The organism is Desmonostoc muscorum LEGE 12446 (assembly GCF_015207005.2).
In the GTDB taxonomy this organism is placed as follows: Bacteria; Cyanobacteriota; Cyanobacteriia; order Cyanobacteriales; family Nostocaceae; genus Nostoc; species Nostoc muscorum.
This window is the reverse complement of the sequence record NZ_JADEXS020000001.1, coordinates 3,025,072-3,039,178: the sequence shown is the minus strand read 5'-3', so window position 1 is coordinate 3,039,178 and position 14,107 is coordinate 3,025,072. Positions and strand designations below refer to the sequence as shown.

Sequence of the window (14,107 nt, the reverse complement as noted above, 5' to 3'; positions counted from 1 at the left end):
TTATGATGAATATCCGAAAATTTATTTACTTCAATTATGCCTCTTCTAGAAATTACTATTTTCCTCAACTTTATAATCAATTCGTCAAAGAAAGTTTATCTAATATCTCCATTGACATCACTAGAGGCTTGCTAACAAAGCTCCTAATTCACTGTCATCAATCAGTTCCATACTATGCCCAACTAATCAATAGCCTGCCTAATGATGCAATTATTGAGCAAAAACCAGAACTATATCTTTATCAATTACCAATTCTCACAAAAGATATTATTCGTGCCAACTTTGAACAACTAAAATCTACAGATTTAGCACAACGTCAGTGGTATTTCAATACATCAGGTGGTTCAACTGGAGAACCGATTAAGTTAATTCAAGATGCTGAATATAATGACCATTCTACAGCAATTAGCTTATTTTATTCTTATTTAGTTGGGCGAGAATTAGGAGAGCCAGAAGTACGTTTATGGGGTTCAGAAAAAGACATTTTTAATGGCACGATGGGATGGAAGGCAAACTTTTTTAATTTTTTGAGAAATACTACATATATGAATGCCTTTCAGATGACTCCTCAAAAAATGAGAGATTTTCTAAAATTGCTGAATACAAAACCACCAAAGTTGATTGTTGCCTACGCTCAGGCAATTTATGAATTAGCAAAATTTGCTGAAAATGAACAAATTAAACTTGTTCCTCAAAAGGCAATTATCACTTCTGCTGGGACACTTTATAGTTGGATGCGGCAAAAGATTGAGAGTGTATTTCAGTGCCAAGTATTTAATCGTTATGGTTCTAGAGAAGTCAGCGATGTAGCTTGTGAAAAACCAGGACAGCAAGGATTGTGGGTAGCTCCTTGGGGTAATTATATTGAAATTGTTGATGATGACAATAACCCTGTGCCGACAGGAGTTGAAGGTAATATTTTGATTACTTCTCTCACGAACTTTGCTATGCCGCTGATTCGTTATAAAATTGGCGATCGCGGCACTTTATCTCCTGAATATAAATCTGGACAAATATTAGAAAAAGTTTCCGGTAGAAATGTTGATATTTTTAAAACTCAAAATGGAACTTTAATAGATGGGGAATATTTTACTCATCTTCTATACTTCAAAGATTGGGTGCATAAATTTCAAATTATTCAAAAAAGCTACTTAGAAATTACCATCAAAATTATTAAATCTAATTCTGATTATCTCACTGAAGAGCTTGATGATATTGTCGCCAAATGCAAGCTGATGATGGGTAAGGATTGTGTAGTAGATTTTGAATTTGTAAATCACATTTCTGTAAATCACTCTGGCAAATACCGCTACACAATTTCCGAGGTTAATTAAATGAAAAAGAAGATTGTATTTCTGATTCGAGATTTGAATTATGGAGGAGCAGAAAGGCAATTAGTCACACTAGCAAAAGCTCTGGATAAACAATGGTTTGATGTAAGCGTTTTATGTTTTTACACTGGTGGTTCATTATCTTTAGATAAAGACTTAAAAAACAGTGATATCCCGATAATTTATTTAGAAAAACAAGGACGATGGCATTTATTTGGCTTCTTTTGGCATCTTGTTCAACATCTTCAACGTATAAATCCCGATGTGTTGCATGGATATGGTGGAACACCAAATTTGCTCACTATCTTTTTAAAGCCGTTTTTTCCCTCAACCGCCATAGTTTGGGGATTACGTAATTCTAATAGTGATTCTAATTTTTTTGATTGGTTAGGGCGTTTCATCTTTCAGTTAGAGTGTCTTTTATCCCATTTTAGTAACCTGATAATTGTTAATTCTTATGCTGGTAGAACATACTATCTCGCTTATAAATTCCCTGCAAATAAAATGATGGTAATTTCTAATGGTATTGATATCGAACTTTTTCAGCCTGACTTAGAAGCTAGAAAAAAAGTGCGATCGCAGTGGGGGATTTCAGAAGATACAATTTTGATTGGATTAGTGGGGCGACTAGATTTAAGAAAAGATCATCCGACATTTCTTAAAGCAGCAGCATTACTGTGTGAAGATAGCCAGAACGTGTATTTTGTTTGCGTAGGTAGTGGTTCAGAACACTATACACGGGAATTGCATGAACTAACTTATCAGCTAGGTATTTCTGAGAAAGTTATCTGGGAAAAAGCGCGTGCAGATATGCCTGCAATCTACAACGCCTTAGATATCGCTGCTTCTTCGTCTTATACAGAAGGATTTCCCAACGTAATTGGAGAAGCGATGGCCTGCGGTGTTCCTTGTGTGGTGACAGATGTAGGCGATTCAGCTTTGATTGTTGGAAATCCCGATGTAGTAGTACCTCCTAAAAATCCAGAAGCTTTAAAAATTGCGCTCAAGACATTAATAGAAAATTTTAATATTAATGGTTGCGATCGCACTCAAATTCGACAGCGAATAATTGACCAGTTTTCAGTAGCTAAATTAGTCTTGAAAACCCAAGCTGCTTTACTTGCTTTATCCCATGAATCAATCTCTAAATAAAAAATTTGATTTTCTATTTTATTATCAATGTGCCCTAGCCATAGGTGCTATTTTCACCTTTTTCACAGATATTAATTCGTATTTATATACATCAGGTATTGTTTCTCAACCTCCTTTATATTGGATCTTAGGTTTTGCTATAGCTTCCATTCCATTACTTTTCTCACAGAATAAGTGCATACCACTTTCTGTGATTATTTGGTGTTTTGGTTTTATTTTTATCTCATTATTGTGGTTCTTACTATTTTCATCATCTGGAGAACTTGCTTTTGAAGAATTAAGAAAACGAATTTTAACAGTGATTTTTATCATCACAATGACATTAATATTCTCTCGAAATACGACAATCCATTACTTGACTCGATGGGCTATATTTTTAGCAGTATTAATGGCTGTACTTAACAACATTTACGAATTTTTTAACCCTGTTGCATTTAGCTCATTAGGTAATGGTGGCCGCGCTACTGGATTTTACTTAAATCCCAATAGTAATGGCTGTGCGTTGATACTTGGGATGATTTTTAGTGTAAGTATATTACAGCCAATATATCGTTTACTTTTTGTCTCTCTCGTCGGTATTGGGGTTCTCTTGACATTTTCAAGGGGTGCTATTCTTGGCTGGTTAGTGACAGTTTTTATTTTTACGATCGCCCGTATACTTCATTTGAACAAATTACTTTATTGGACTTTGGGAACAGGAGCTTTTATTATCAGCTTAGGTTCACAATGGTGGGAAGAATTATTGCAAAATTTCAATTTGAATCCCAATTCACTGGAAAGAATTGCATGGTTTCAAAATATCTCAGCTTCTGATTCTGAAGATTCCGCTGATTCACGTTTAGAAGTGGCTCAATTAGCTTGGCAGATGTTTACTAAACATCCTTTTTTAGGTAATGGAATTGGCTCAACTCTAACGTGGAATATGGAAATATCTACACACAATATGTACTTATATTATATGGCCGATCATGGAGTTATCGGCACTTTGATTCTACCTCTATTAGTATAGAACCCATTTGACATCTTGTGAGGTTTTGAATTAAGGTACTCCTCAGCATCTAAAATCCAATACTAATGGCGTATTCCAGCAACCTCACTGATGCAGAATGGGAAATTTTTGAACCCTTATTGCAAGAGATATTACCGACTAAGAAGCAGACTCGACCGACCAACTGGCCAAAGCGAGATATCTTCAATGGAATTCTCTATCAACTAAAAAATGGATGCAATTGGCAAGACTTACCTAAAGACCTCCCCCCTTATTCCACTGTATATTGGCACTACAAACAGTGGCGAGCAGCCGGGGTATTTGAGGAACTGATGAGTGTCTTACATGGACAAGTGCGTGAACAGGTAAAAAAAAAACCGCACTGGACGACATTGATCATCATTGACTCCCAAGCAGTGAAAAATACCTGCAACGCCAGTGTGGAGTCGAAAGGTTTTTGCTTCTACAAAGCCACCAACGGTATTAAAAGGCATTTGGCTATTGACACCCTTGGGTTTCCCTTTTTTACGCTCTGTACTCGCGCCAATGTCTCGGATGATGCCGGATTAATTGAGATGTTTACTCTCAACATCGACTACTTCAAGTCAAAACCTATCGATATTCCCAAGATTACTATCCTGCTAGATCATGGGTATCACCCAGAATATTTGACTCAGGAGTTAGAGCGAATTTACCCAGAGATCATGACCAAAATTCAGTTTCAACTTTCTACGAAACCCTCAAAACAAGAGAAAGCGGCACAAGGAAAATCTGGATTTGTTCCGGCAATAGCTAGATGGGTGATCGAACGCTCCAATGCTTGGATGGAGCGCTGTAAAATTCTGGTTAAGAACTTTGAACGAACCCTGGTTAGTGCCACTGCCAAACTCAATATCTGCTTCATCAGGCTAATGATTAAGAGGCTTGCAGCACCTTCTTAGATGTCAAATGGGTTCTATATGCAGTAACACAGCACGCCCGTGGAGAAACTAAATATATTGGCTTAGCTTTTGCTGCTTTTATTCTTCTCTGGGGACTATTTAGCCATAACGTTTTAGAGGAGCGCTATATCCTGATCATGTTTTCATTCATGGCTGCGATGACTGGAGCAAGTCGGTTAGAGCAAAAATTGAAATTAGGACATCAATTATGAAAATTATTTATATCATTACCGGACTCTCCACGGGTGGTGCTGAAGTCATGCTTTATAAACTTCTTTCCAGGATGGATCGACAGCGTTTTAATCCAGTTGTTGTTTCTTTAATAGATAGTGGCACATGGGGCGATCGCATTGCAAATTTAGGCATTCCTGTTTACACCATTGGAATGAAACAAGGAAAGCTCAAACTAGTTAACATTTGGCGAATGATTCACATAGTACGTGAACTCAAACCTGACTTAATTCAAGGTTGGATGTATCATGGAAATTTAGCTGCACAGGTTGCCAAAGTTTTTATATTCAGACAAGTGCCTGTTATCTGGAATGTACGTCATTCCTTGTATTCTTTAGAGTTAGAGAAACCAGGAACAAATATTATTATTAAACTATGTGCCAGATTTTCTCACTTGCCTAGAAAAATTATTTATAACTCTCAAAATAGTTCTAAACAGCATGAAAAAATTGGGTATTCTATTGATAAAACCTGTGTAATTTCCAACGGATTTGAAACAGAAAAATTTACCCCATCAACAGAGGCTCGCCTCAGTGTTCGTTCAGAACTAAATACCTCTGAAAATACTTTGTTGATTGGTTTGATAGGTCGTTATCATCCCATTAAAGATCATTTTAATTTTCTTCAAGCCGCCACATTACTAGTTAAAAAATATTCCAACGTCCAATTTGTTCTTGCTGGCAATAAAGTTGATTGGCAAAATCCAATTTTATCTGAACTAATCCATGAATTAGGGCTTGTTAACCACATAAATCTACTAGGTGAACGTCATGATGTGTCCCGTTTAACCGCTGCTTTAGATATCGGCTCTTCCTCTTCATCTGGAGAAGGTTTTCCCAATGTAATTGGTGAAGCTATGTCTTGTGGTGTTCCCTGTGTGGTAACAGATGTGGGAGATTCAGGTTGGATTGTCGGTGATACTGGAAAAGTCGTCCCCCCAAGGAATCCAGAAGCATTAGCAAATGCTTGGCAAGCATTAATCGATATAGGAAAAGAAGGCAGAGAAAGCTTAGGAAAAGCGGCACGCGCAAGAGTGATTAAATGCTTTTCTTTAGACTCTATTGTGGCTGAATACGAGTCACTGTATAACCAAATAATTATGAATTATGAATGATTTTGAATAAACATAATTATTTACTAACATCCCAAAAATATTTATCGCTGGAATAATATTTGAATCAGGAAAATTTAAAATGTCTCTTTTAAACAGGAAGACAAGATTTGTTAACAACATAAAACTTATCTTAGGAATATTGGCGACCGTATTTACTTTATTTGCTTGTTCAACTATTGGTTTATTAGCTAATAATCCATCCTTAGGCGATCGCCCTTTTGTATGGGTGGCTTCAAATCTAGAAAGAATAAACCAAAAAGACCCACCAGGAACTAAAACCGAAATTGATTTGTACGCGGCACGTGGAGAATATGAACCCTTTCAGATAGCAATTCGCGCACCCAATAGTGGCTTGACAAATGTCAATGTTGTGGTTTCAGATTTGTCTGCTTCAAATAATCGAATAATTTCAAATACAAACATTACACTGTACCGTGAACATTACGTTCGCGTTACTCATTCCAGCCCCAACAAAAAAGGCAGTACCAATCTATCTTTAGGTACTGGATGGTATGCAGACGGACTCATTCCATTTATTAACCCTGAAAACAAAAAAGATATTAAAGATGCCGAGTTAGACGCTGTTCCATTCAATCTGAAAGCTGGGAATAACCAACCCATTTGGGTAGATATTTTTGTACCCCGTGGCACTCAAACTGGTGACTATCAAGGGACTTTTACCGTTACCAGCGATCAAGGAGCGATCGCGGGTAAAATCCACTTGAAAGTTTGGAATTTTGAGTTGCCAATCAAACCATCGCTTAGTTCTGAGTTCACATTCTATGAACATCAAGATAAAAGCGACATGATAGAACTTCTCAAACATAAATTAATGCCTGATGCCCATTTTAATCCAGCAGATGAACCTGAGTTAATCAACCAGTGGGGACTGGGTTCTCGGGGTCTTCCTTTTTGGAGTGGGGCTAACGTTAGTACTTGTAAAATGGCTCCAGCACCTTCTCTCAAAAAGATTAAAACTACTGCTGCTAAACATGAATCTCGTTTATTTCTCTACGCCAGATATGCCGATGAAATTGATAACTGTGCAAATTTAATTGAACCAGTAAAACAATGGGCGCGAAATTTTCATCAAGCTGGAATCGCAACCGCTTTAGCAATGACTCCCACACCTACGCTTTATGATGATGGTTCCGGAACTGGACGTTCAGCCGTAGATATATGGGTAGTATTACCAGAATCCTATGATGAAGCTCCTGAACGAATTACTGAGGTTTTGCAAAAAGGAGATAAAGTTTGGTCTTACAACGCTTTGGTACAAGATGGGTACTCTCCCAAATGGCAGATAGATTTTGAACCAATAAACTACAGAATTCATCCAGGCTTCATTAGCCAAAGCCTTGGGATAACAGGAATTTTATACTGGCGAGTTGACTTATGGACAAAAGACCCTTGGAAGGACGTTCAAACTTATTTCCAGAAAAAATACAAACACTATTTTCCTGGTGAAGGGATGTTGTTTTATCCGGGGAAACAGGTAGGTATTAAAGGAGTTGTTCCTTCTATAAGACTGAAGTGGCTCAGAGAAGGGGTAGAAGACTACGAGTATCTCGAAATACTTAAAAATCGCCATCGCCAACACTGGGCGTTTCCATTAGCTCGGCGTGTCGGCCTTGACTGGAAGCACTGGACGCGGGATACAAATTTACTGGAATCAGTCCGGCGACAGTTGGGGGAGGAAATACATAGACTCTCTTCTCAATAAGTATCTTGAAAAATTTATCATTCCTTTGACTAAAATTTAGATATTTTTTAATATATCCAAGTGGATATATTTTTTTCGTGTTTAAATATACTTTATACTTAGTTAGTGTCTACACTATAAGTATAGTATCACCACTAACAACCAAAGCCAGATTTAGTTTCAAAAGGAATTAAAAATATGAATCCACCAGAAGAATACATGAATCATAATTCCTTGAATCTAGAACAACAAGGATCGAATTCAGCAATAAATGATCTGCAATTTAGTAATAGCATTAGCGAAAGTAGAAATTTAGATAAAGTTAGAGAAATTCTTGTTGGCAATCACATCCGAGATATCGAAAAAAGATTTACCCGCCTAGAAGAACGATTAATTCAGGAAGTTAGTAGCGTGCGAGATGAGACTAAAAAACGCCTAGATTCTTTAGAAAATTATGTCAAACAAGAAGTTGATTCCTTAACACAGCGCCTAAAAAATGAGCAGACAGAACGTGATGAGCAGGTGAGAGCGGTTGCAGAAGAGAATAAAAGTATAACTATAACTTTAGAAAAGAAGTTTACTCAATTTGATGAACAAACTACGAATACACAACGAGAGTTACGTGAGCAAATTCTCAAACAATCGAAAAGCTTACAAGATGATATTCAAAAAAAATCTGAGGAAATTTTAGCTTTACTAGATCGTGAAGCTCAAGAGCTTCGCAGGGACAAAACTGATCGTTCTAATCTTGCGGCTATGTTTACAGAATTAGCTGTCCGCTTGAACGCAGAAAACAAGTCTTAAACTCAAAATTAGGAAGTAAAAAGTAGAATATTTTAGCATCAGCATAGTTCTCCTATTAACAACAGAATGTTACTTCATAATAATTGTGAATTTGGAGATTTTGGTAATGAATGATTCTTCGATAAACCAAATACCAAAAGTATCTCCTGAACGTTTGAACAGGAACAGCCAAACCTCTGAAATCAAGGATGAATTAACTATACTCCGTAGTTTGCTGCTGGATATTGAGCCGACTAAACTTGAAAGATTTTATGAGCGACTAGAAAACCCTGAAATTCAACCAGAAGATATTAGCGACATGCTTCCAGAAGCTGTAATTCTGCGCTCAAAGCAAGATAAACAACTTGGAGAAGTAATGGTGTCAACTGTCGAAGAAGCCATTCAAGTTTCTGTTAAACAAGACCATAATGTGCTTGCAGATACATTATTTCCAGTTATTGGGCCAGCTACTCGTAAGGCAATTTCTACAGCTCTTGAGCAAATGACTCAATCTCTGAATCAAACTCTAGAACATAGCTTGTCTCCACAAAGTTTTCAGTGGAGATTAGAAGCCCAACGCACAGGAAAATCATTTGCCGAAATTGTGCTGCTACGGACGCTAGTTTACCGAGTGGAACAAATATTTCTGATTCATAAAGAATCTGGATTATTACTTCAACATTTAGTAACAAAGCAGGTTGCGATTCAAGATCCAGATTTAGTAGCTGCTATGTTGACAGCTATCCAAGATTTTATCAAAGATTCGTTTAATGTCCAAAAAGGAGATGGGATCAAAAGTTTACGCTTTGGAGAAGTCATAATTTGGATTGAAGAGGGACCACAAGCGTTAATAGCAGCGATGATTCGGGGAAATCCTCCCCAAGAATTAAGGTTAGTTTTACAAGAAGCAATCGAAAAAATTCATCTCAAATTTAGTAGAGAAATTAAAAATTTTGCCGGAGATACAGAATCATTTGAGTTAACTAAGCCCGATCTAGAAGCTTGCCTGGTAGTTCAATATAAATCTGCTGCTAAAAAAAATTATACTTATGCTTGGATTATCTTAAGTGCAATGGCGATCGCTTGTGGAACTTGGGGCTTTTTTAGCATTCGAGAACAACTCCGCTGGCAAGCCTATCTCCAAAAACTCAACTCTCAGCCAGGAATTGTTGTGATTAACTCCAAGCAAAGTTTTGGTAAATACTTTATCTGGGGAATGCGCGATCCTTTAGCAGTAGATCCCAATACACTTATACAGCAAACAAATCTCAACCCCAAAACAGTAATCAGCCAATGGCAACCTTACTTGTCTTTGGAAGCACAATTTTCTACGAAAAGAGTTAAAGAATTGTTACGTCCGCCCACAAGTGTATCACTACAAGTTGATAAAAACGGTATTCTACACATCACAGGTTATGCATCTCGTCAATGGATTTTAGAAGCACGGAAATTATGCCATTTTATTCCCGGCATTACTCAAATTCAGGATAAAAATCTTGTAGAAATAGAACTTAGTCAATTAGAGTTATATAAAAAACAAATAGAACAAAAAATATTGTTTTTTGTAGAAGGAACTGATGAACTGAATTCTGGTGAAGTTACCAAGCTACGTAATTTAACCCTATCAACACGCAAGTTTCTAGACATTGCTAAGTATTTGGAGAAAAAGGTGCAAATTAAAATAATTGGACATACTAATAGTACCGGGACAGAGCAAACAAATATGCTCCTCAGTCAAGCCCGCGCTGATAAAATTCTATCTTATTTAAAATCCCAAGGAATCAATACAAAACAACTTAAAGCAATGGGTGTAAGTTCTAGCCAACCTTTCAAGCCACAAGTAACATCAGAATCTCAAAATATTAGTAGCCGTCGAGTATCTTTTAAAGTATTTATAGCTGATCAGTCTGACTAAATTTATATCATTTTATGATTCTCCAGAAAAAAATTTGTATGATAGGTGCATTTGCTACAGGTAAAACTAGTTTAATATCGAGGTTTGTCCACAGTATTTTTTCTGAAAAATACCATACTACTGTGGGTGTAAAGATTGATAAAAAAATTCTAGATATTGAAGAAAATAAGTTAAACCTTATCCTTTGGGATCTCTATGGAGAAGACGAATTTCAGAAAATACGAATGTCTTATTTACGGGGTTGTGCTGGTTATTTATTAGTTGTAGATGGTACAAGACGTAATACTTTAGAAAAAGCTTTTGATCTACAAACAAGAGTAGAAGATGCCATTGGTAAGGTTCCATTTATTTTGGTGATGAACAAATGGGACATTACAGATGAATGGGAAATTGAACCTGCTGAAATAGATGATGTTATCGAAAAGGGTTGGACTGTGATTAAAACAAGTGCCAAAAATGGACTCGGTGTAGAAGAAATTTTTCAAACTCTTGCTAAGAAAATCTTGGATTGCTAAATGCTAGATGTCCCTACTTCTGTGATTACCTATCTTCTCAATTTTCTCACAACAGAACGTTCTCTTGCCTATCTGTTGGTGAATAAAGATGGTAGCCTATTGGATTGGGGAGGTAAGTTAGCAGAATATGGAATTACTAACCTTAGTAAAGGAGAAAATATCAAAGAGCAAGTTTGTTTTCTGGAAGGGTTACTACCATTAGAGGATAATTCCTTATTTCTGCCATTTATCAAAACAGAGTATGGCAGTTGTGCAGACGTTCATATATTCCCTACAAAGGAAGGAGATTGGGTATTGCTGTTAGATAGTAGCTGCGATGAAAAGCACCTCTTCGCTACTCAACAAAAAGCTAATGAGTTTATTCTTTTACAAGAAAAATTAAATAAATAACTATTAAATAACTATATTATTTAGCTGCAATCAAAATTAATTAATCATCCAAAAATTAAATTATGAATACATCTATTATAAATGATGTGCTGGGTGCTTTAAACATTCTAACTTTAGAGTATATTAACGCAGGTTTGTTTAAAATTATTGGTAATACACCTGATTGGTTAAATCAAGTTTGTCATAAGAAATTAATCTCAGGAATGAACATATCAATACCACAGGAAAAATTTTGCTTTTTAAAAAATTTTTTAATTGATGCTGAAGAATTTTGGATGAATAATAGTGGTAAAAAACTCAGTTCAGGTTTGTGGACTGAAATAGATAGAACTGGACAAGAATATCAATTTGAAGCTTATGCAATTTTTGTGAATAACAGAAAAATTTTATTGATTGAGCTATTAGAAGAGACTTATGAAGATAAGCAATATCTTATACAAAAAGGTAGAGAATATCAATTAATCTATCATCAATTGCTCAAAGATAATCAAAAAAAAGATGTTTTGCTCCATTGTATTATGCATGATATAGCAGGACAACTAAGTGCTATCAATGGTTGTTTATCACTACTAGAATTTGAAAAATTAACACCTAAAGGTAAAGACTACTTAGAAATTGGAATGCAGCAGTGTTTAAAGCAAGAGATGTTAATTAAGGATATTTTAGATATTTTTTCTCATGAAGTAATTTTACTAGAAAATTCTCATGTTGATATTCAGGATACACCAAATATTGTAACTTGTATACAAGAAGTAATTGAGTTTTTAAAGCCTACTTTTTACCTGAAAAATATACAGTTAGAGCTTGATAAGCAAATTGACATGACAATAGACTGGACAGTTATTGGAGAAAAATCTCGTTTGGATAGAGTGATTTCTAATTTAGTAGAAAATGCTTATCGTTACAGTTTTCAAGATTCTACTGTAACTATTAGTCTCCAACTTGATGGAGAATATGTTTTAGTTAATGTAGACGATCGCGGTTCAGGCGTACCACCAGAAATGGTCAAAAATTTATTTCAAAAATTTTCCCAAGGCAAAGATAAATCAGGCAAAGCAGGTTTAGGTCTTTATTTTTGTAAAATCACACTAGAACGTTGGGGAGGTAGTATTGGTTATTTACCCCGTCCCGAAGGTGGTTCTAGATTTTGGTTCCGCTTGCCAAGGAGGGGATGAGGAGGCAGGGGAGGCAGGGGAGGCAGGGGAGGCAGGGGGAGATTATAAAAAAGCTTCCCACCCCTCCCACACTCGCAATGCCCCATGCCCAATGCTACATACGTGAGGCAAGTCCGATCGCTCCTCCTGCTAGCACTAACCAAGCAGAATTGATTTTAAATCGGAACACAGCGATCGCACTCACAATCGCCATAGTAATTGTCAACCAATCCACCAGTGCAGCTTGTCCTAATGTGTAGGTAACTCCTGCCATTAATCCCAGAGAAGCCGCATTCACGCCATCCAAAAATCCACTTGCCCAAGGAGATTGACGCAACTTAGAAACCCAAGGATTAACTACCCACACCAGTACAAAAGCTGGTAAGAAAATACCGATTGTACCAGCGATCGCCCCAGCATTTCCTGCTAGCAAATAGCCAATAAATGTTGCAGTGGTGAAAACAGGCCCTGGTGTAAATTGCCCGATCGCCACCGCATCTAAAAGCTGCTGTGACGTAAGCCAGTGGTTGCGCTCAACCAATTCCCGTTGCAGAAATGCCAGCAACACGTAACCACTGCCATAGAGAACACACCCAATTTTGAGAAAGAAGAAAAAGACATTAATCCAACTAACAGATGTGACTGCTGCTGTACTACTAACCTGAGCCAAAACACCTGAAAAGGGTAATAGGAATGCTCCCGTTATACGTCCTCTGCTTTGCCAATTCTTCAGCAGCATAACAGCAATACCTAGCAAAATCAGCACCAAAATTTCATTCAATCCAGCAAAATAGGCGGCGATTGCGGCCACCCCTGCAATAATTGTTGGCGCATCTTTGGCTGCCTTTTTACCCAGATTCCACACAGCCTGAAGCACGACGGCAATAATTACAGGCTTAATTCCATAAAGCAGCCATTCCACTTGGGGAACAGTTTGATAGCGGCCATAAATGACGGCTAATCCCCAAACAATCAGCATCGCAGGCAAAATAAAGCAACTTCCTGCAACCAGTAAACCGCGCCATCCGGCTCGTTCGTAGCCGATGTGAATTGCTAATTCCGTTGAGTTGGGGCCTGGAATCAAATTCGTAATCCCCAGTAAATCTAGCAGTTTTTCCCGGCTCATCCACTGACGACGATTCACCACTTCATTGTCCATCATGGCGATGTGGGCAGCCGGACCACCAAAGGCGATCGCCCCCAATCGCAAAAACACCATTGCCAGTTCCCTTAATCGCTGCTTCTGCTGTGTGGGAGTCAGAGCATTATCGGATTTCTGGATATCCTCAGCTTCCTGAGTCACTGTGGTTTTCCTGATTTAATGATGTTGACAGCATCAATATATCGAAATTCGATATCGAAAATCTATATACTGAGAAGTTAATCCATGTTACCATGCCATTGAATATAAAATACGGTAATGCAATCGAGTTTATGGAGTATGTATGAGTGATATTAAAAAGGTGAGCGATGAGTTTTCAGCCGGTGGACAGCCAACACCAGAGACGCTAAAACAACTTGTTGATCAGGGGTATAAGTCTGTGGTTAACTTGCGATCGCTCGATGAAACTGGAGCATTAGCAGACGAACAGCAACAGGCTCAAGCCGTAGGACTGGAATATGTCAATGTTCCACTCAAGCCAACCCAAGCCAACGATAACTCGACAGCAACAGTTCTCTCAGAACTACAGCAATTACCGACTCCTGTATATTTTCATTGTGGTGTAGGCGGACGAGCCAGCGCTTTGGCGCTCATTGCCTTTGCAACTCAACATCAACTGAACCGCGAACAAGTTTTAGCAAAAGCCAAGGAACTTGACATCAATCCAGACCAAGCTCACCTCAAACAATTTTTGGAAAACCTCCCTTGATCTGGGGACAGAACGCGCCT

The 14,107-nt window shown here is 37.5% G+C and carries 13 protein-coding genes; 12 read left to right on the top strand and 1 reads right to left on the bottom strand.

Annotation, left to right across the window (positions count from 1 at the left end; translation table 11 throughout):
• The first annotated feature begins 2 nt into the window (after positions 1 to 2).
• The 11 genes from IQ276_RS13120 to IQ276_RS13070 all read left to right on the top strand — a co-directional run bounded on the left by IQ276_RS13120 (position 3) and on the right by IQ276_RS13070 (position 12,237).
• Positions 3 to 1,334 (top strand): phenylacetate--CoA ligase family protein, encoded by a 1,332-nt coding sequence (locus IQ276_RS13120; protein ID WP_193917269.1) that lies wholly within the window; start codon positions 3 to 5, stop codon positions 1,332 to 1,334.
• Positions 1,335 to 2,483, top strand: a complete 1,149-nt coding sequence (locus IQ276_RS13115; RefSeq protein WP_193917268.1) for a glycosyltransferase — start codon at positions 1,335 to 1,337, stop codon at positions 2,481 to 2,483. It abuts the gene before it with no gap.
• Positions 2,464 to 3,492, top strand: a complete 1,029-nt coding sequence (locus IQ276_RS13110; protein ID WP_193917266.1) for an O-antigen ligase family protein — start codon at positions 2,464 to 2,466, stop codon at positions 3,490 to 3,492. The genes IQ276_RS13115 and IQ276_RS13110 overlap by 20 nt, the downstream gene beginning before the upstream one ends.
• Positions 3,493 to 3,557: 65 nt before the next feature.
• Entirely contained in the window at positions 3,558 to 4,412 is an 855-nt protein-coding gene (locus tag IQ276_RS13105) for an IS5 family transposase (protein ID WP_235115308.1), read from the top strand.
• Between the two features lie 208 nt (positions 4,413 to 4,620).
• Positions 4,621 to 5,757 carry a glycosyltransferase family 4 protein gene (locus IQ276_RS13100; RefSeq protein WP_193916854.1) on the top strand — a complete coding sequence of 379 codons (1,137 nt, stop codon included), beginning with the start codon at positions 4,621 to 4,623 and terminating at the stop codon, positions 5,755 to 5,757.
• A 79-nt stretch (positions 5,758 to 5,836) separates the two neighbouring features.
• The gene (locus IQ276_RS13095; RefSeq protein WP_193916852.1) at positions 5,837 to 7,480 is read left to right on the top strand and encodes a DUF4091 domain-containing protein; all 1,644 of its coding nucleotides are present in this window, start codon (positions 5,837 to 5,839) and stop codon (positions 7,478 to 7,480) included.
• Between the two features lie 177 nt (positions 7,481 to 7,657).
• Complete coding sequence (locus IQ276_RS13090; protein WP_193916850.1) at positions 7,658 to 8,263, top strand: hypothetical protein; 606 nt, start codon at positions 7,658 to 7,660, stop codon at positions 8,261 to 8,263.
• Positions 8,264 to 8,369: 106 nt separating this feature from the next.
• Positions 8,370 to 10,157 (top strand): OmpA family protein, encoded by a 1,788-nt coding sequence (locus tag IQ276_RS13085; protein ID WP_193916849.1) that lies wholly within the window; start codon positions 8,370 to 8,372, stop codon positions 10,155 to 10,157.
• Between the two features lie 17 nt (positions 10,158 to 10,174).
• On the top strand, positions 10,175 to 10,672 hold the full coding sequence (locus IQ276_RS13080; protein WP_190881733.1) for a Rab family GTPase: 498 nt from the start codon (positions 10,175 to 10,177) through the stop codon (positions 10,670 to 10,672).
• Positions 10,673 to 11,062 carry a hypothetical protein gene (locus IQ276_RS13075; RefSeq protein ID WP_193916847.1) on the top strand — a complete coding sequence of 130 codons (390 nt, stop codon included), beginning with the start codon at positions 10,673 to 10,675 and terminating at the stop codon, positions 11,060 to 11,062. It abuts the gene before it with no gap.
• A 62-nt stretch (positions 11,063 to 11,124) separates the two neighbouring features.
• Positions 11,125 to 12,237 (top strand): sensor histidine kinase, encoded by a 1,113-nt coding sequence (locus IQ276_RS13070; protein ID WP_193916845.1) that lies wholly within the window; start codon positions 11,125 to 11,127, stop codon positions 12,235 to 12,237.
• Between the two features lie 94 nt (positions 12,238 to 12,331).
• Here the strand turns inward: IQ276_RS13070 and IQ276_RS13065 are convergent, their stop codons facing one another.
• Positions 12,332 to 13,519 carry a chromate transporter gene (locus IQ276_RS13065; RefSeq protein WP_221704672.1) on the bottom strand — a complete coding sequence of 396 codons (1,188 nt, stop codon included), beginning with the start codon at positions 13,517 to 13,519 and terminating at the stop codon, positions 12,332 to 12,334.
• Between the two features lie 142 nt (positions 13,520 to 13,661).
• On the opposite strand from IQ276_RS13065, the gene IQ276_RS13060 reads away from it, so the two are divergent.
• A complete protein-coding gene (locus IQ276_RS13060) occupies positions 13,662 to 14,087 on the top strand; it encodes a protein tyrosine phosphatase family protein (protein WP_193916843.1) in 426 nt (141 codons plus the stop codon).
• The last annotated feature ends 20 nt before the right edge of the window (positions 14,088 to 14,107 follow it).

Bases quoted from the DNA above. Each gene is read 5' to 3' on its own strand.
- IQ276_RS13120 (WP_193917269.1), top strand. From the start codon at position 3: ATGATGAATATCCGAAAATTTATTTACTTCAATTATGCCTCTTCTAGA.
- IQ276_RS13115 (WP_193917268.1), top strand. From the start codon at position 1,335: ATGAAAAAGAAGATTGTATTTCTGATTCGAGATTTGAATTATGGAGGA.
- IQ276_RS13110 (WP_193917266.1), top strand. From the start codon at position 2,464: ATGAATCAATCTCTAAATAAAAAATTTGATTTTCTATTTTATTATCAA.
- IQ276_RS13105 (WP_235115308.1), top strand. From the start codon at position 3,558: ATGGCGTATTCCAGCAACCTCACTGATGCAGAATGGGAAATTTTTGAA.
- IQ276_RS13100 (WP_193916854.1), top strand. From the start codon at position 4,621: ATGAAAATTATTTATATCATTACCGGACTCTCCACGGGTGGTGCTGAA.
- IQ276_RS13095 (WP_193916852.1), top strand. From the start codon at position 5,837: ATGTCTCTTTTAAACAGGAAGACAAGATTTGTTAACAACATAAAACTT.
- IQ276_RS13090 (WP_193916850.1), top strand. From the start codon at position 7,658: ATGAATCCACCAGAAGAATACATGAATCATAATTCCTTGAATCTAGAA.
- IQ276_RS13085 (WP_193916849.1), top strand. From the start codon at position 8,370: ATGAATGATTCTTCGATAAACCAAATACCAAAAGTATCTCCTGAACGT.
- IQ276_RS13075 (WP_193916847.1), top strand. From the start codon at position 10,673: ATGCTAGATGTCCCTACTTCTGTGATTACCTATCTTCTCAATTTTCTC.
- IQ276_RS13070 (WP_193916845.1), top strand. From the start codon at position 11,125: ATGAATACATCTATTATAAATGATGTGCTGGGTGCTTTAAACATTCTA.
- IQ276_RS13060 (WP_193916843.1), top strand. From the start codon at position 13,662: ATGAGTGATATTAAAAAGGTGAGCGATGAGTTTTCAGCCGGTGGACAG.